This is a genomic window from Sphingobium herbicidovorans, assembly GCF_002080435.1.
Lineage (GTDB): Bacteria > Pseudomonadota > Alphaproteobacteria > Sphingomonadales > Sphingomonadaceae > Sphingobium > Sphingobium herbicidovorans.
Genome location: NZ_CP020539.1, coordinates 168,445 through 186,001, shown reverse-complemented (window position 1 = coordinate 186,001; position 17,557 = coordinate 168,445). Strand labels below are relative to the sequence as shown.

The 17,557-nt window shown below is 58.6% G+C and carries 15 protein-coding genes and 4 pseudogenes; 5 read left to right on the top strand and 14 right to left on the bottom strand.

Annotation, left to right across the window (positions count from 1 at the left end):
• Positions 1-81 precede the first annotated feature (81 nt).
• From B6S01_RS15480 to phbB, 10 genes and pseudogenes are all read right to left on the bottom strand, one after another.
• Positions 82-288, bottom strand: coding sequence for a hypothetical protein (locus B6S01_RS15480; RefSeq protein ID WP_037467103.1), 207 nt, complete (start codon positions 286-288; stop codon positions 82-84).
• A 54-nt stretch (positions 289-342) separates the two neighbouring features.
• Entirely contained in the window at positions 343-489 is a 147-nt protein-coding gene (locus B6S01_RS21135; protein ID WP_156103376.1) for a lmo0937 family membrane protein, read from the bottom strand.
• A 285-nt stretch (positions 490-774) separates the two neighbouring features.
• Positions 775-1,569, bottom strand: coding sequence for a mechanosensitive ion channel family protein (locus B6S01_RS21680; RefSeq protein ID WP_234810810.1), 795 nt, complete (start codon positions 1,567-1,569; stop codon positions 775-777).
• A gap of 68 nt (positions 1,570-1,637) precedes the next feature.
• The gene (locus tag B6S01_RS21675) at positions 1,638-2,135 is read right to left on the bottom strand and encodes a BON domain-containing protein (protein ID WP_234810809.1); all 498 of its coding nucleotides are present in this window, start codon (positions 2,133-2,135) and stop codon (positions 1,638-1,640) included.
• Between the two features lie 51 nt (positions 2,136-2,186).
• Positions 2,187-2,486: pseudogene (locus tag B6S01_RS15470) on the bottom strand (PQQ-binding-like beta-propeller repeat protein); the annotation flags it as partial.
• Positions 2,487-2,829: 343 nt separating this feature from the next.
• A complete protein-coding gene (locus B6S01_RS15465; RefSeq protein WP_081570499.1) occupies positions 2,830-3,873 on the bottom strand; it encodes a family 43 glycosylhydrolase in 1,044 nt (347 codons plus the stop codon).
• A gap of 73 nt (positions 3,874-3,946) precedes the next feature.
• Positions 3,947-5,608: an alpha-L-rhamnosidase-related protein gene (locus tag B6S01_RS15460; protein ID WP_081570498.1), complete on the bottom strand. Its 1,662-nt coding sequence runs from the start codon at positions 5,606-5,608 to the stop codon at positions 3,947-3,949.
• Between the two features lie 191 nt (positions 5,609-5,799).
• Positions 5,800-7,308, bottom strand: a complete 1,509-nt coding sequence (locus B6S01_RS15455; protein ID WP_081570497.1) for a GH39 family glycosyl hydrolase — start codon at positions 7,306-7,308, stop codon at positions 5,800-5,802.
• Between the two features lie 42 nt (positions 7,309-7,350).
• Positions 7,351-9,519 carry a beta-glucosidase family protein gene (locus B6S01_RS15450; protein ID WP_081570496.1) on the bottom strand — a complete coding sequence of 723 codons (2,169 nt, stop codon included), beginning with the start codon at positions 9,517-9,519 and terminating at the stop codon, positions 7,351-7,353.
• Positions 9,520-10,131: 612 nt separating this feature from the next.
• Positions 10,132-10,854 (bottom strand): acetoacetyl-CoA reductase, encoded by a 723-nt coding sequence (gene phbB / locus B6S01_RS15445; RefSeq protein ID WP_062793148.1) that lies wholly within the window; start codon positions 10,852-10,854, stop codon positions 10,132-10,134.
• A 792-nt stretch (positions 10,855-11,646) separates the two neighbouring features.
• Between phbB and B6S01_RS15440 the strand changes: the two genes are divergently transcribed.
• A complete protein-coding gene (locus B6S01_RS15440) occupies positions 11,647-12,420 on the top strand; it encodes a Crp/Fnr family transcriptional regulator (RefSeq protein ID WP_062793146.1) in 774 nt (257 codons plus the stop codon).
• A gap of 205 nt (positions 12,421-12,625) precedes the next feature.
• Here the strand turns inward: B6S01_RS15440 and B6S01_RS15435 are convergent, their stop codons facing one another.
• Complete coding sequence (locus tag B6S01_RS15435; protein ID WP_234810808.1) at positions 12,626-13,132, bottom strand: BLUF domain-containing protein; 507 nt, start codon at positions 13,130-13,132, stop codon at positions 12,626-12,628.
• 452 nt (positions 13,133-13,584) lie between these two features.
• On the opposite strand from B6S01_RS15435, the gene B6S01_RS21400 reads away from it, so the two are divergent.
• The gene (locus tag B6S01_RS21400) at positions 13,585-13,758 is read left to right on the top strand and encodes a hypothetical protein (protein WP_174525937.1); all 174 of its coding nucleotides are present in this window, start codon (positions 13,585-13,587) and stop codon (positions 13,756-13,758) included.
• A gap of 103 nt (positions 13,759-13,861) precedes the next feature.
• Positions 13,862-14,482 carry a response regulator transcription factor gene (locus tag B6S01_RS15425; RefSeq protein ID WP_062793144.1) on the top strand — a complete coding sequence of 207 codons (621 nt, stop codon included), beginning with the start codon at positions 13,862-13,864 and terminating at the stop codon, positions 14,480-14,482.
• Between the two features lie 136 nt (positions 14,483-14,618).
• Here the strand turns inward: B6S01_RS15425 and B6S01_RS15420 are convergent.
• Positions 14,619-15,092: pseudogene (locus B6S01_RS15420) on the bottom strand (tyrosine-type recombinase/integrase); the annotation flags it as partial.
• Positions 15,093-15,135: 43 nt separating this feature from the next.
• Here B6S01_RS15420 and B6S01_RS15415 point away from each other — a divergent pair.
• Positions 15,136-15,261: pseudogene (locus B6S01_RS15415) on the top strand (transposase); the annotation flags it as partial.
• Between the two features lie 362 nt (positions 15,262-15,623).
• A pseudogene (locus B6S01_RS21130) lies at positions 15,624-15,721 on the top strand (transposase); the annotation flags it as partial.
• 133 nt (positions 15,722-15,854) lie between these two features.
• Here the strand turns inward: B6S01_RS21130 and B6S01_RS15410 are convergent.
• Positions 15,855-16,640 carry an SIMPL domain-containing protein gene (locus B6S01_RS15410; protein ID WP_062793156.1) on the bottom strand — a complete coding sequence of 262 codons (786 nt, stop codon included), beginning with the start codon at positions 16,638-16,640 and terminating at the stop codon, positions 15,855-15,857.
• Positions 16,641-16,944: 304 nt separating this feature from the next.
• On the bottom strand, positions 16,945-17,073 hold the full coding sequence (locus B6S01_RS21930) for a hypothetical protein (protein WP_272937804.1): 129 nt from the start codon (positions 17,071-17,073) through the stop codon (positions 16,945-16,947).
• Between the last annotated feature and the right edge of the window lie 484 nt (positions 17,074-17,557).

Below are 17,557 nucleotides of genomic sequence, written 5' to 3'. Positions count from 1 at the left end.
GCGGGCGCCGTAGTAGCTGGGCAGCTGGTCACCATGCGCGATCCCAACTCCATGATCCGCGCGGCGAAGGCCGCATGACGTCTATTTCTGCTCGTCTTCCTTGCGGACCCGCGTAACGCCGGTCTTGCCATCAACAAAATGCGCTTCTTCGGCCTGCGTCGCGATGTCGCGCTGGAGCGTTCCGCCCGAGCGACCACCCTGCGCCGGCGTCGGCTCGATCGCGTCGATCATGTCGCTGTCGTCGTGGCGCCGTGCGTCGTCGGCGCGGTCGTTGCTGTTGTTGGTCATCGATCTGCTCCTGATGTTGGTTTTTGGGCAAGGGCATCGCCAATGGGCCGGGCGCTAGACGCGGCGCCGAGTGATGAGCTGATAGGCAACTACCACGACTGCAAGGACGAGAAGAATGTGGATAAGCCCGCCGGCGACGTGAAACACTGCGAATCCGAGTAGCCAGAGTACAGCCAAGATGATGGCGATGGTCCAGATCATCAACGTTACTCCTTTGATATACAAACGGTCCGATAGCGGGGCCGGTCTGACGGCCTGAACCAGCGATCGACAATCGATGGCCGGGAACCGACGGGGACCACGCGCCTCAAGGCGGTTTCGCCTGAAGGTGGAACGGCATCAAGTTGAGGCAATCAACCAGCGTTTCGCCGGCAATTAGGTTCCCGTCCAGCCGGTGTTGGCCGCCCATGTGCTGGATCCGTCGATGGGGCCGCAGGCGCGGTCGGCCATTGCCCGGAGCCCCGGCGATACTCATCGGGCGCCCGATCATTCGATCGGGCGACGGCGATCGAGCAGATCGTCGCCGAAGGTCTCCGCGCGTTCATCCTCGACCAGCTTGGCGACATGGGTATCCGGGCTCGAATCATCTTCGATCAGTTCGACTGGGCGCAGCACCCGCGGCTTTTTCTGCGCTTTTTCGGGCTCGGTCGCGGGGGCGTGCGTCGGCCATGATGGCGCCCCATCGAAACGAAGCCGATAAATCGGCTCGGGCAGGGCGAAGCCGGCGCTTTCCAACGCGCGCTTGGCGGCATCGAGCGCCAGGCTGCGGCCCTTGAGGAAATCGGTCCGCGATTGATCGAGCCAGCCGAAGAAGCGCAGCACGATATTCGAATCCCCTACGTCGCGGATTACCGCGGTCGCGGGCGGCGCGTCCAGCACGAAGGCCAACTTGCGAATCGCTTTGAGGCCTACGGCCATGCCATCCACCGGGTCGTCGGCACCATCAATTCCCAAGTCGAAGTCGAAGCGCCGCTCGGGGTTACGAGTGTAGTTCAGGATCACTGCCTTGAACACGGTCGAGTTGGGAATGCGCAGGTGATTGCCGTCCAGCGTCATCAGGATCGTGGCACGGCTGGTCAGCCGAACCACCCGCCCCTCATTCCCCTCGATCACGACATGATCGTTTGCGCGAAACGGCTGGCGAAGGCTCAGCATCAGGCTGGAGACGTAATTGTCGACGGTATCGCGAATGCCGAACCCGATCGCGATGCCGATGACCCCGGCACCGCCTAGCACCGCCCCCAGCAGCGCCGTCGCTCCGAGTACCTGCAACCCGACCAATATCCCCAACACCACGAATAAAAATCGAGTTAGCGTCGCCAGCAGTTCGGCGAGGAAGGGGTTGGGTGCTATTCTGCGCCACAGCCCCCCAAAGAAGCTAGCAGGTAGCCGAACGCGCCAATGATCAGAGCGATGGCCAGCGCCACTCCGATGAGCGGCAGGCCGCGCGCCAGGCCGCGAAGGTCGTCGCCGAACTTGCCCAGCGCAGGCGTCAGATTGCGGTCGATATTCAGGTCGCGCTCGACCTCGTTCTGGACCGTGACCACCCCGGCAACCCGCTCGGCAATCGCGGCTGCGGTGGCGACATCCTCCGGAGTTGACACTGGGCCGGTCAGCGTCACGACGCCCGCCGAGACGCGAACCTCGACCTTTCTCAGCCCCTCGATCTCCAGGAAGATGCTACGGATGCGATTACGAATATTTTCATCAGACCGGATATCGGTTTCCGCTGCGATAGCGGCCGATTGCGTCTCCGCCGGGCGGGCACGGGGATCATTTCCTGTGCCGCTGCGGGCATCGCCAGAGGCAGCGCCGCAGCGATCAGCAGCGCCGCTGCGTGGCGGCATATAGATCCGGGGGTGCCGAAGGCCGGCATTCCCCTCAGTAGAGCAGCGACTCTAGTCGGGGAGCGCATAGGCAATCACTGCATCCCCGATCGGGGTCTCCATGAAGTGGTGGCCGCCAGCCATGATGACGAGATATAGCTTGCCGTTTACTTCATAGGTCATCGGCGTGGCCTGCCCGCCTCCCGGCAGAACATCCTGCCAGATCGTTTCGCCAGTGCGCAGGTCGATCGCGCGAATCAGGTCGTCGGTCGCCGCGGCGATGAACAGCACGCCACCCGCGGTGATGACCGCGCCGCCGTTGTTCGGCGTTCCTACCGTCACCGGCAGCATCGACGGGATGCCCCAGGGGCCAGCCCGCTTCGTGCGCATCCAACCTGCACAGCCCTAACGGCGCAAAGTTTTCGCTGTACGAGCTGCGGGTGTTCTGGACCGCGCCGAACCCGCTGCCGTCCGTCGTAACCGGTGGGTCGGCAGAACGCGACCCGGCAGATCCCCGACACGCCCGTCGCCGGGCTGCGACCGGCCGAAAAACTGCCCGAGCAAAAGGGACTATTATTCGCCATCTGACCGTCGATGTGTCGGTCTGGGTTCTTGCCCGCCCACTTTCCCTTCTGGACACCGAACCTTTCATTTGGGCCGCACGGAACCCACTGTCCATCGATCAGCGGCTACAGTCTTAGACGGAAGCCGCTGCTCAAGCGTAGGGTACTCTGACTCCTTGAGCAGTCAGCTTCAAAGGAGCGATCGTTCCATCGCCATTATATTCGACGTCACAGATCACGCTCCGGCGGAAGAACGGGGACGTATTCTTCTGCGAATGATCATTGCAGGCAAAGAACCATCGACCGCGCCATTCAAAGAAGGAGCCGTGCCGATCGAAATTCAGCCAATTTTTGGGTCGGAATTTTGGTGCGTACGGGCCCCGCATAGCACTATCGTCGCGGAAAGTGGCATCGACATTCTCGGGAAACAACAGCGCGCCCTTACATGCAAACGGCCCGTAAGGCGTAGTACCCACGGCGTAATAGCTGCCCCATGACAGGTAATAGAGCGCACCCCTGCGATGCAGGAAGGGCTTGTCGTCGGTCGCCCCCTTGCCATAAGGGCCTTCCCCGTTCATGACCTGAAGACGCCGAGGAGTCTCAGCAAGGGATATCATATCATCGTTTAGACGAGCGATGTAAAAGTTAAATGTTCCGAACACGATGTAGCTGGTTCCGTCGAGCTCTTGAAGAATGCCCGGATCACGGGATTCGGTGGGTACCTGCCCCTTGGCAATCAGTGGCTGCCCTAGCGGATCGCGCCAAGGTCCAGCAGGGTTTTCGCTGACGACGACACCGATATCTTCGGGCCCCATCGAGAAATAAAGGTAATATTTGCTGTTTCGACGTGTGGCGTCGGTAGCCCAGCACTGGGTGCTAGGCTTGCCAAAATAGGTTTGCTCGGGACGAAGAGTTCCCTTCATCTGCCAATCTACCAGATCATCGCTTCGCCAGATTTGCCAGTCGTTCATGGTGAAGTCGGTGTTAGAGGGATTGGCGTCATGCGTCGCATAGAGCCAGGCGACATCGTCGTAGATGCGCACCTGCGGATCGCACACGCCTGCAGGCAAGCGAAGAGGATTGCCGATAAAGGCTGGACGTGAACGGCTATGACGCGTCTTAGCTATGCTTGGTAGGCTCCAGGCCGCTCCTGCCATCATGGGCAAGATGCATGCTTCGCGACGGGACAGCTTCATGATCGAATCCTCAATACTTATGCCTGACAGGCCTTAACCGAATGCTGTCGCGTCATTACTCGAGCAGAGGCAATCATCCGATCTGACGCGCGTATTTGCGCAAGAGATAGGAAGGCGTGCAACTCCACGCATGACAAAAGCTGTTCACATGAAAGTCGTTGTACGGCGCTACGCGAGGGTTGTCCGGTGCGTAAGCTTCCCAGAACGTGTCAGCTCCGGCTATCAGCATGCCACCCCAATAGGCCCGCATCATCTTCAGGGCCTCTGAATTGTGGCCAGCGACGAACAGAGCCTCCGTGACATAATGGGTCAGGTAAGGGGTGCGGGATTGAACGGCGTCGGGGTGACGAAGTGCGTTAAGGAGGGCGGCAGACTGCATTTTGCGTGTGCCAACGCCTGCAAGGGTCATCCATGCCTGGGAGGCCATTGATATCTGTCGCTTGCTTCCGCTCATGAAAAGCTTCAGCTCCGGGGACCAGAAGGCTTTTATCGCGGCCGCCTCCGCGCGGACAATCTTGTCGGGAAAATCGCTGACGTCTGCCGGACGACCGAGTTTTTCGGCCAACGCCCTCACATGTTTCAAGGCATAGATGTAGATGGCGTAGAGCGCCGCGTCGCGGTTAAGCTGCGGATTCCAGTCGACGAAGGCCAAGGTGCCCTTCGGAAGGCTTATCTCACCATCTTCGCCGATCATTTCACCAACAACACGAACTTGCCTGAGGGCAGCGTCCCAGAGCTCAATACCGAATGCAACATCGTTGGTGGCGGCGACATAATCGGCCAGGGTGACCGAAAAGAGCGCGCTGTAATCCATCATGAATTCCGGCGCCTGCGTTGGGTGCGGATATTCGAAGATGTTGGCCGGCAGCAGGCCATCCTCGCGAGGAAAGGCCGCGAGGAGATATAAGGATCTCCTTACAAGATCGTTGTTGGGAAAGGTCACATAGCTAGTCAGCGCCTGGAGCCGAAGATCGCCAGTCCACAACCGCTGATCACGCCGTGGGCCATCCTCAAAAACAGTCTGCATGCAGTCGCGCAGGGTCGCAGCGGCCACGCGGTCCATCTCATGGAGGTCTGCCGGCAATCGCTTCGGGAGAGCGGGCACCGTTCCCGTGGCCGATGTCAGGGCATGCGCCCGGACATTACGAAACCCCATCTTACGCCCGATCGGTAAGCCGAGAAGTTCGATCTTCACGAAACGAAAGGCATAGCGCCTTGGCAAACGGATAGATGAAGGGACAATGTCTATTGTCACGATCTCTTCTGGAAGCCAGCTTTCGGACAACCATCCTTTGTAGGGATAAAAGGGCTCTGCTATATCGGGAATGACTTCACCGAAGGTGAAGCGGAGCCGGACAGGCGCGCCTATCGGTTCGCCGATACTCTCGATGTCGAAGGACAGGTGGCCGGCGCGATGCCCCCCAAAGTCGATGATGAGGTTATCGCCTTTCTTCTTCAGCACGCGGGATGCGATTGCTTCTGCATCTCCGGCTTCCTCGATCCGCCAACCTAGCGCCTGTGCCGCATCCTTCACGGGACTTACCAAGCCGAGCGGCGTCTGAACAAACTCGTTAAGTCTTGGCTTTAATTGATCGGCCTTTTCCAGGAAGGACCGATTAGCGGACGAGGCCGATGATGGGATCGGCTGCGCGGACGCCGACACGGGGGCCAGAGCCATCGCTACCGCACCATGGGGAACAGCCGATAACAAGTTTCGCCGCGTTATCTCTGTCATAATCCTCAACTTTCATCCCTTTTGATCGAGCCAGATCGACTACCAGAGGTGGAAGCAGCGGATGAGCTTCCATGGCTTCACCTGCCGAAAGCTGCTCGTCGTCTACCCGCCATGCGCTGTGGCCCATCGATCCACACCTTCCTTGACCTGCCGCGCTTCAAAGACCGGAACGGAACTGAAGGGGCCGTTGCCTAGCCTTCAACCAGCTGGATCAGCGCAATGCCTTCCGGCGGCAGGTCGATCGAGAGCGTGCCGCCTTTCCCGAGTTGCCGTGTTTCGGGGGCGGCGATTTCGGCCGAAGCGCGGATCTGTTCGACCTGCGCGGGCGTGGGATATTGTGGTGAGCCGAGCTTACGCCACATTGGCAAGGGTGAGCCCCGTTCCATATCGACATAGCTAATCCGAGCAGCTGCCCCGGCGGCGGCGCCACGGAAGGCGATGTCGAGTGACTTGGGCACGCCCGAAACGGTACGTGTGCTGCTCATCCCCGGAATGCCTGCCGCCTGCTGCACATCGGCGAGGTTCCATACCATAACTGAAGCACCCTGTGCCGTGCGCGAAGCGAGCGCCGGGCCGGTCGATGCCAGACGGCGCGTACCCAGGCGGTTCATGAGCTTATAGGTGTTGAACTGCGGCTTTGCGATGCTGCCGCGCGCCAGCATGCCCCAGCCATTATCGCCTTCCTTCAGTATGAAGTCCAGCACTCCGGTTTCCTCGTAGGAGCTACTCATCGTCCATTGCGACATGGAATGACAATAGGGCAGGCAGTTGGTGATGACATGAGCGATCATCGCCGGGCTGTCCGATGACCACTCGGACAACCAAAGCTCCGCCCCCTTGTAGCGGGTCGCGTCTATTTGGCGGCGGACCATCTGCATCGCGGCCGGGATCACTTGATTTTGCTTGAGCCCGCGATCCTGGCCAAAGACACGCTTCTGATCATCGCCAGCGTAAAGATGCGTGCTGACGAAATCGACGGGACAGTCATTGGCGGCGCAGAAGGCGAGGAAGGAGTCGACCCACTGGACAGCCGAAGTGGATGGACCGCCGACCTTGAACGCAGGATCGACCGACTTCACGGCGGCAGCGGTCACCTTGTAGAGCTGGAAATAATCAGCCTGCGTTCCGGAGAAGAAGAAGACCAGATCCGGTTCATTCCAGACCTCGAAATACCATTGGCGCACCTGTTCGCGGCCATAGCGGTCCACGAGATGCTGGACGAAGGTGGTGATGAAGGCGGACCAGTCGTCAAGCGACTTGGGCGGCGTGATGTTCGCGCCGTAGAAGCCGAACTTCCTCGTCCCGCTGGCCAGCTTGCGCGGCATGAAGCTGAGTTCCACGAAAGGCTGTACGCCGCGCGCGAGGATACCGTCATAGACGGCGTTTACATTTTGGAAATTGGGCTTCGCGCCTGTGTACCACACGCCGAGCTCATCGGCGAAGATGCCGTGGAAGCGGACGCGCTCCAGCCCCGCTTCCTTGTGAAAGCGTTCCAGATCTCTGCGCCATTCCTCACGCAAGGTCATGGCGGCGCGATCGGATCCGGCGCAGCGCGACCAGACATGATCCAGCGGACCGATTTCGCGTCGCAGATCGACGGTTACCTTTTCGCTGCTATCTTGAGCGAAGGCCGGACGGCCCAGAGCAGTCGCTGTTGTCAACACCGCGCCTGCTTTGACAATGTCTCGCCGATTCCACATTATCTCTCTCCTGATCTGCTATTATTTCGGTTCGTCCGATAGCTAGGGACGAACCTCGCGTTGGTTCATTGCGACATGTGAGAACTGAACCGTGTCTCCAGCATCGTGGGCAAGTTCGACCCCATATTGTCCTTTACGAATGATCCATTTCTGTAACTTCCGGTCGAATTGCCCGATCAGCCGGGGATCGGCGGTGACGGTCACCATCGTCGATTCTCCAGCTTTCAGATAGGGCTTGCCCCAACCAACCAGGCGCTTGGTGCGTCCCGGTGGCGAAACATAGACCTGTGGAACGTCTGCCCCATCACGACTCCCGATATTGGTTACGCGAAACGTCACTTTGAGTTGGCGTCCCCCTGTCGCCTTCAAGCTGTCATAGCGGAATGCCGAATAGCTGAGGCCATAGCCAAAGGGATACAGCGGTTTCGCGCCGGTTCTCTCGAACCAGCGATAGCCGATGTCGGAGCCTTCCGGATATTCGAGGTCAAAGGGCATTCTGTCTGCCTGAAAGCCGAACGCCCGACGAACCTCGGCATTGGCGCGAGGTACATTGGAACCGGGAAGGACGGGCAACGCCAGCTGCTCCAGCCCGGCGGGCCAGGTCACAGGAAGATGGCCTGATGGGTTAACCTGTCCGGAGAGAACCGCCCCTATTGCCGCCCCACCGCGTTGACCCGGATACCATGCAGCCAGAATGGCGGGCACTTTTGAAGCCCAAGGCATAAGAACAGGGTTGCCCGTTTCGAGGACGACGACGCTGCGTGGATTGGCGGCAGCCACTACATCGATCAACGTGTCCTGGCCCTGGCCGAGTGACAAATCGACATTGTCGTCAGACTCGTTCGACCATTTCTCGGCAAACAGGATCGCCACATCGGCCTTGCGCGCCAGATCGGCGGCGGCAGCGACATCCTTGCCATCAGCATAGTCCACTTGCGCGCCCGGAAAAGCGCCGCGCAAGGCTGCCAGAGGCGCGGTCCCACCGTAGCTACGCTTGATTGGACCTTTGTGGAGAATTTCGAGGGCGAAACCCCCGACGGGCACAACCTGCGAAGAGCCGCCCCCAGACAGAACGCCAATATCTGCATGGCCACCGATGACGGCGATACGCTTTGCCGTGCGGGCGAGAGGCAGAAGATTTCCTTCGTTCCGCAAGAGTACCATGCCGCCTTCAGCTGCGGCCTGGGCGATGTCTGCGTGAGCATCAAAGTCGATTGTGCCTTGAACCGGCGGAGCATCCACCAACCCACTGGCAAAGAGCGTGCGCAGTATCCGGCGCACAGCAGTGTCTACTGCAGCATAGGGGATGGTGCCGTCTGCGAGTTTTGGCTCCAATTCTTTGCTGAAGAATAGCTTGGTGTCGATATTGCCGCCCGACTTCTTGTCCAGGCCGTTGACCAGCGCTTCGGTCGAGTGGACCGCGCCCCAGTCAGACATGACAAAGCCCTTGTACCCCCAGTCCCGTCTCAAGACATCCAGAAGCAGGAACTTGTTTTCACAGGCATAGACGCCGTTGACACGGTTGTAGGAGCACATGACCGAACCGGGCTTGCCGATCTCGTTCGCGATCTGAAAAGCGAGCAACTCGGTTTCGCGCATGGTCTGTTCGTTCATTTCGACCGAGTAGACGGCCCGGCCGGTTTCCTGGTTGTTGAGAGCGAAATGCTTCAGCGTCGAAATGATCTTGTTGCTCTGAATACCCGCAATCGATCGACCGGCTAACACGCCCGTGAGCAGCGGGTCTTCGCTTATATATTCGAAGTTGCGCCCCGCGCGCGGGTCGAGGATCAGGTTTGCACCCCCTCCCAGGAGGATGCCGAAGCCGCTGGCGCGCGCTTCCGATCCAATCATCGCGCCGCCCCGGAAGGCCAGGTCAGGGTCCCACGATGAGCCTAAAAGCAGCGAAGCTGGCAAAGCCGTTGCGACAAATCCCTTTCGCATGTTCCCGATATTCGCAACGCCAAGGCTCGCATCGGTCTCTTTGATTGCGGGGATGCCAAGGCGGGGCGCGCCAATCGGGTCCGCGTTCAGGATGGCAATCTTCTCCTGGTGCGTCATCGCGGCCAGCGCTGCATCGGCGCGAAGGTCCGGAGAAAGATCTGGATTAGACCATCGGCCACGTATTACGGACTTTGCCTCTACCGCCTTGCGCTGGTCCTGAGCATACAGAATATCTTGCGCATTTAGAGAAGCAGGGTGGAGAAACAGCATCGTTACAAGGGCAATGCAGCGCCCTGACGGCCTACGCGGGGGGCAGGATTCCCCGCCGTTGTTCCGGCGTCGCATGTCCCGCAAGATGTTCGCGGGCCTATAAACCTTTTGTCCAACGGCCAAGCTTCCATCCCCTTCGCGGCCGCACTGTTTGTACTTGGCCGTCAGCAACAGCCCAATTTCCATCATTTAAATCGAACGGCATCGTACAGATAACGAGACTTGTTGGTGAATGTCAAGCCGCAGGCAGGAAAGCCGAGCGCGTGCAAGACATGTCGGGATCACTAGCGTTATCCATGAGCTTTGCGGTCATCGCGCTCCAAACCGCGTCTACTCAGTTCAGTACCCGGTATTCGCACTGACGCACCGCCAGCCGCTGCTAATTTCACCAGACCCTGCGCGCGTATGAATGCCCGCTATAGATAAAGAGCTGACGTTCGCAGCGGCACCCGCTAACGGCAACTTTGTCTCAGATGTCGCCTTCTGTCGTCGACCCTACTTGGTCGTTCAGCGCCCCGGTTTTAACTTCCGACTGCGGACCATCTGCTTCAGCGGGTCAGCCGCAAAATGGCCGATGCCCTCTGCATATGTCGCTCTAGGGTGGAATGCTGTTCAATACATGTGCTGGCCGCCATTGATGGACATAGTGCTGCCGGTGACAAACCCCGCATCATCGCTGCAAAGGAATGCGACCCCACGGGCAATCTCCTGCGCTTGGCCGAGGCGGCCGACAGGGATCCTGGCCACGATCTTCTCCAAAACCGGTAACGGCACCGCGGCCACCATGTCCGTGTCGATATAGCCCGGCGCGATCGCGTTCACCGTAACGCCATATTTTGCACCTTCTTGCGCGAGCGCCTTGGTAAAGCCGTGGATGCCCGACTTTGCAGCCGCATAGTTTACCTGGCCATATTGACCCGACTGGCCGTTGACTGAGCCGATGTTCACAATACGGCCCCAACCGCGGTTGCGCATTCCACCAAAGGCGGCCTTGGCCATGTTAAAACAGCCACCCAGATTAATGCGCAGGACTTCGTTCCAGTCATCGAAGCTCATCTTGGAAAGCACGCCGTCACGCGTGATGCCGGCATTGTTGACCACGATGTCCACCGGCCCCAGGACTTCGTTGACAGCCGCGCAGCCGTCCAAGCACGCCTGGTGATTCCCCACATCCCATTTAAAAGTCGCAATTCCGGTCCGGTCCGAGAACGCCTGCGCCTTCCCCTCATTGCCTGCATAGATGGCGGCAACGGCATGGCCCATTTCCTTCAGCGCCAGACTGATCGCCTCGCCAATACCGCGAGTGCCTCCGGTAACGACTGCAACTCTGCTCATAATAAGCCCTCCGCATCAATGTTCAAAAAACAGACGGTTACTCTTGAAAGGCCCAGTTCCTCATTGAAACGGGGCGGCCATGATCCCTGCAGGCCAAAAGGCGGGCCGGCAAATTGCCGGCCCGAGTGGAGAGTCTTCTGGTGAAGACTCTCGGGTCGCCTCTGAAGATCGTCAATGACGGGCGAGTGGGTTGTACGATTGGCAAGGCCATCGACCTTGCCGAGCGCGACCCCCTAAAACGGTCCGCGGACTGCCTACTCTGCGGCGCCGTCCGCCACAGCCCAGAAGCGCTCGTGCAGCATCTTTGCCGACATAGCGGTCACCGGATCTCGCGGACGGGATTCAGAAATTGCCCCCGATCTATGCACCAAGCCAGAAGATTGTACTGATTTACCACGAAGCCTGTCAGCTTTCTCTTTTCTCACAGTCAAATGTCAGCACCCTCTCACCGGTACAAGTCAATGCTGAATGATCACAAATCCATAATCGAACGGATCGGTAATATTTTTGGCTTTATGCTCACCAGCAGAGCTTTCTCTGTTCCCCTTTAGACATAGGACTGAGTTCTTCGGAAGACCAAAACTCAGTACGATATCGTACAATACTGCAGTGTCGAGACGCCGTCCAATGGAAATGCCGCGAGATCATCCCATGGAGGTAATCCCTATACGCCAGGTATTTTCCCGTACGAAGATGCAACGAATTTCGCGCCCAGAGCTTATAAATGGTTGAAAACGAGAGATGCCGCCGAGGATTCGACGGGCACCGCCGCTACAGGAGGGGCTCTGCGCCATGCAAGGCAACGCCAGTATTGCAAAGACATGCAATCACCTGCTGGTCGGCATGGCGCCGCAAGATAGACAGATAATAGCACGTGATCTTCATCCCGAAGAACTTCCGGCAAAGGCTTATCTCGAACGCACCGGCTCTCGTTCAAAAAATATTTACTTCATCGAATCAGGGGTGATCTCGCTGCTCGAGACCGGCGACCTGCGGGACCCCATAGAGGTGGGCCTGATCGGTCGAGAGGGTATGATCGGGGCGAGCACGCTCGTCGCTGACCTTGTTCCGCAGCGTGACAGCTATGTCCAGATTGCGGGACGCGCGTTGGTCATCACGCGGTCAGATCTCCTCCAAGTCATGCGATCCAGCGAGATGCTGCGCACCTATCTGCTGCGTTATGTGCAGACGCAAATAGCGCAGATGAGCCTTACGGTCAGCGCCAGCGTGCGGGCGAACGTGCAGACCCGGCTGGCGCGCAAATTGTTGATGTACCATGATCGGGTAGGTGTCGACGAGATGCCGCTCACGCATGAGAATATGTCGCTTATGCTCGGCGTCCGGCGCGCGAGCATTACCCACGCGATCCACAGGCTGGAAGGCGAAGGATGGGTACGCGCGCAGCGGGGGCTGGTGGTCATTCGGGACAGGCAGGGGCTTGAGACTTATTGCGGCCCATTCTACGGGGTTGCAGAGCATCGATACGACCAGATCATGAACAATCGACGGTCAGTCCATTCCGATCGGTCATTCCAACCGCCAAGCGGGAAGGGAATGACGGCCTGACGCGGTGTTGAATTCACCTGTATTTTTCGAATCGCTCCCTTGCCGCTCAAGAGCCAAAATCAGGTTTTCAGCTGCTGACCGTCAGCTTATCGATGGGGGGTAAAAATTGACGTCCGTCAGAGCCGCGTTGAAGAGCGGTTGATCAGCACCTCCCCGAACTACGCGGCCGCCTTCTTACGTCTGGTATGCGGCCAGCGCCCTCGCGTCAGCTATGTCCCTCGACCGCGAAGCCAGCAAGCACTTCAGCCAAAGGTTCAACGCTGTCGATATTACCATGAAGTTCGTCATCAAGCGCGTCTTCCACCATATTTGCAATGAATCGGGAAGGCCCGGCATAAGCAAGAGACCAGGTCAAAAACCGCCGGACGTCGTAAGGTCCAGATGCAATCGTTCGAACATCCTCATGTCGAACGTCTCTAATTATACTTTGCTTGAGCTCGGCTATGGCAGCGGGCGAGCCTTCAAGATATTGCGCGAAGCGGCGTCCAGTGAACAGAAGCGCCCCCGTTACCCCTAGTAACCTGTTGCGCGGTCTTGAGACATCGACGATGGTTCGTATTTGTTCATCAACTTGCGCGGCGCCCCAGCGGCTGGTGCTGATATAAAACCATCGCTCAAACATGCGAACGCTATAGAAGATTCGTACAAAAGGAGTAAAGACGAGGCACATGGTGGGGACCGTTCTGTGCGCCTCGTCTTTACCGGCAGCCATTCCTTCGGGGGAGGAAATGACCGATCGAAGAACTCCCTTTTAACTCCGCGTGGTTAACAGGCGCACAGCTCAGCGGTCGTAAAAATACGACGCCGGCATGCTCTTGATCCTTAGGCTCGCAGCGCTAGCGCCCCTCTCAAAATCGGAGGGCCGCAATGTTCGAACAGAAAATCGAGGCTTTCAGGACAACTGAGGGTGGCGCAGACCTGCGCCGTCATCCTCGGCGGACGGTGTTCAAATCGGCGTCGCTCTACCCCGTCTGAGCTTACGTGATCAGGGGCATATCAGCATCAATGCGACGGATTTTCTCACCCCCGAAGTCCGCTGGACGATCGGCGGCCAGTGCGGCTTACCGATGGAAGCGCCGCTGCTTTGGCTCGGTGGGCATGACACTTTAATCAACCAAGTGTCTCCTAATGACCCATCCAGGAAAAACCCGTACTTCAGTGGACATGACTGCTACGATCGTTACTTCAGCGCCCGTCATGGTTGGCACGATCCGCAATCTTTCCGTCGAAGGCATGATGATTGAAACCCCGGCCCTGAGAGAAGCCACGCGGCTCCTGGTCAAAAGCCGTGGGCGGGGCGTGCGCATGGGCCGCGTGCATCGTCGAGCGGCGGAATGATGGGTGTGTTTTTCGAAAGCGGAGTCCAGAAAAGCGTAGGTGTGGCAACCATTTCTGCAATGATGCGTTACGCGCGTGAGGGGAGGAGAATAAGTCGTTCGCGATGGGCGCAAAATGTCCTGTATATGTCGTCCTGAAAGACGCTCGCATCCGCCGAAACCTGGTGGAGACTCTTCGCGCAGAGCAATATCATCCGACGCCATTTTCATCCGGCAGCGACTTTCTTGAAGCCCTCAATCACCTTCCCGCAGGTGTAGCAATCTTGGATTTGCATCTTGCGGACAACTGGGTTGATGTCCTGGCGCAATTGCTAGGGAGGCGGAAAGATATTCCGGTGGTGACTACCGCGGAGAATGTCAATATTCAGACAGTAGTTCAGGTTATCAAAGTAGGCGCTGATGATTTCCTCGAGCAGCCTTTTTCAAAGGAAATGCTGCTGGAAGTCATAGATCAAGCATCTGTCCTCCTAGCGTCGAGAGAAGATATCCAGAGGCAGAGAGATTGCGCGGACTCTTTGTTGAAAAAACTTACAACGCGAGAGCTAGAGATGCTAAGGTTAATCCAATCCAACAAGAGCAATGAAGCCGCGGCCAATGAACTGCATCTTAGCGTCAGAACGATAGAGACATACCGCTTACGCATCATGAGAAAATGCGGTGTGACAAAATTCTCCGATGCAATTTCAATCGTAGCGATCGCCTTGGATGGCCGCAGACAGCTTTGAGCAACATTGCCCTACTTTCTTCAACCCTTCCATAGACAGCACAATGGGAACGTCGGCTCCGAAACGGCTAGCCGAAATCATGGCGATGCCGCTGAACCGTTTCTGCCCCCCCGACCCCGAGGAGCCAGCCGACCGAGAGTGCCGTGCATTCTGCGAGAGTTAAGGCATCCTCCACATCGACGCTGAGATGTCGGACTGTGCTTTCAACCTTGGTGTGCCCCAGCAGTGTCTAGATAGCACGGAGGTCCCCGGTTGCCTTTTAGATGATCGACGCCTTTGTCTGCCTCAGCGAATGTATTCAATAATCCTCGCTAGGGAGGCCGATTCCCGTCGCCCATTCATCTACCAGACGGGTATATTGCCGGGTGCTAATGTGGGTGGCATGGTCGGTGCGGCTTGGAAATACGTAATCGTCGAGTGAGCCGCCACGCAATTCGAGCCATTTGAGAAGGCTGGTGCGAGCATCGTCTATCAGCTCAAACTCAACCGGCCTTCCCGTCTTCTGTTGGACGACGGTAGCCCTCGTCCACATCTTACTATCGGCAACAATGACGCTGATCCGGATTTTCACTAGGTCGTGAACCATTAACGGGACGTGGCGTGCGCTCATTTGAAGAGCGACGTTATGCGGGCCGTTTTAAGAAAACTGCCATATGACAGCGAGGAGCGTGATCGAGCCGCTGCTGCCGCATAAGCCCGAAGGTGTAGCGCGCGTCGATGACCGCCGCGTGCTGGACGGCATCTTCTGGGTGCTGCGTTCCGGCGCGCCGTGGCGCGACGCCTTCTGCGTCCCGCCCCTATTGTTGGTCTAGGCCAATGCGGCGCGCAGCCTACTGGGCTTTCGCGCCCGACATTTCGATGCCGCGCGCATGTATGCGATGCTCGACAACAAGGATGGACTGCGTTTCCCTTGGGAGGCAGCGCCACGTTCGGGCGAGGAAGCAACACCCGGCCCCGCATCGGGCGCGGCGCATGCGGCCCACGTGTCGCTGCATGTCCCGCGTGCCTTCCGCTCCATGTCGAGGCGGTGCGCGATGTCCGCTATTTGCGCGAGACGGGCTGGCCCATATTGTCCGGCGTGGCGGATTGGCTGACATCCCGTTTGACGGAGACGACGCGGCTTCGAACTTTTGGGGGCGACCGGACCGGTGCCCCGTGGCGCGATCTACCGAGCGCTACGGACCGCGAACCACCTGCTACAACCGCTTTGTGCGATGGCATAAGGCCGGTGTTTGGGATGTCAAACCCGTCTTGCGACTTGCCTGGAGCGCAGAAAATATCCTGATCGGCCCGTGTCGCTGGATCGCCGCAGAGGCGAACGCAAGCAAGGACGCCGCTAAGCCATTTTCCATGCCCGTGGTAAGCCTTACAGCTATGGCCGGAGCGCGAACTGAACGGAAACCGTCGCGCCAAGCATCAGCTCGCCCGGCGCGACCGGACTCGGTGGTGGTGGGGGAGCGGGCGGTGCTCCCCCCATGCGCCCGGTGACGACGATCGGCTGCGGATAATAGCCGCCGCCTTCGCTGATCGAGAGGATACGGGAAATGCGAAGACCAGCCGCTCGCGCGTAAAGCTCGGCGCGAGAGCGCGCTTCGCGAACCGCTTCTGCGCGTGCCTCGTCGAGCGCCGCTTTGGGTTCATCGAGCGTGAAGGAGGGGCCGTCCACTTGGTTCGCGCCAGCTTGGACCAGGGTGTCAATGATGCGGCCCATCTGCCCCAATTTTCGGACGCGTACTTGCACATTGTTGCGCGCCTCATAACCGATGATCCGCGGTGCCTGGAGCTGTGCTGGCGGGATATAGGGCTCGCGCGTAATCCTTGCCCTGATCTGGGCTTCCTGCTCGGGATTGGAATATTGCGGCTGCAAGGAGAGCGCCGAGGTCTGAATATCGAGATCCGCAATGCCGGCACGTTTGAGGGCGGTTACGACTTCGTTCATGCGTGTTGCATTGGCGCCGAGCGCCTCGCCTCCCGTCCTGCCCTGGGTGACAACCCCTGCTGAAAATACCGCTACATCAGGGATGCGGCGGCTTTGCCCTTCTCCGCTGACGACCAGCAGGGTCTCATCGGGCGTCAGGACCGGGCTGGCGGCAGGCAGTTGAGCCTGAACGGTCGATGCTGCGCCAGTCACAGTGATGAGAAAAGCGAACCATCGCATAAGCCTCTCCTCCTTGTTGCCATTGCGCAACGTTGACGCGCCGCTTTGTTTCCACACTTCCGAGCAACTTCACAAGCGTCGCTGCGTTCGTCGGGATTGACGGTTGGGAAACGGCGGTCGATGCGGGTGACAGCCTTTTCCAATCCGTGACACTGGGAGCGGTGACGTTCTTTCTCTTTTCCAATAAGCTTGCTGCCCCGTATCGCTGCTGGTCTCAGCGATCCTCACACTCACCCTGCTCTCATTATTGGGAGCCAGCAACTTCGGGAACGTTGGGCGGTAGCCCGTGACGAAATGCGTCGCTTCAACGCTCCTTCAGCGCCCGCTTTGCATCGAACACGGCATCCGCTGCCTTCCTGTTAACGCGGTCAATATCCTTGTTGAGCTGCGCGGCAATGGCGGGCGCCGTAAGGCCGTCCATACCGTGCCGCACCAGCCTCTCATATTCCCGGCGATTATCGGGCTTGGCGACATGCGAACTTGGTGTTCAAGGATCGCCGCCTCCAACTTGATACGATCCTTCGGCCCTATATCGCGCCGGGCGGCCGCAAGCTGCTTTCAAACGCGGCCTGACTGCTGCCGTCAATTAGGGCCATCGTTACCACCGCATGCAACAAGTAGACTGGCCGAGGATCGGCGCAAGGCGCATAAGTAAACCCACTCACAGTTCTAGCCCTCGGCCATCAAGCGCTCGTGATCAGGAGAGTTCCAACGCCGGACTGGCAGCGTCATTCTCATATCGTCAGCGCAAGGTGCTGCTGATCTTTTCAACGGCGTCGGATAAAGCCAAGGCGTCACTGATTGCCGCTGACGAGGGCTGTATTATCGAAGATGCGCCAGGTCGCCGCGTGCGCGCCGTCTTGCGCAAACAGTTGTTCCGCATGGGAACTCATTCGAACGCCATAACTGGATCGGTA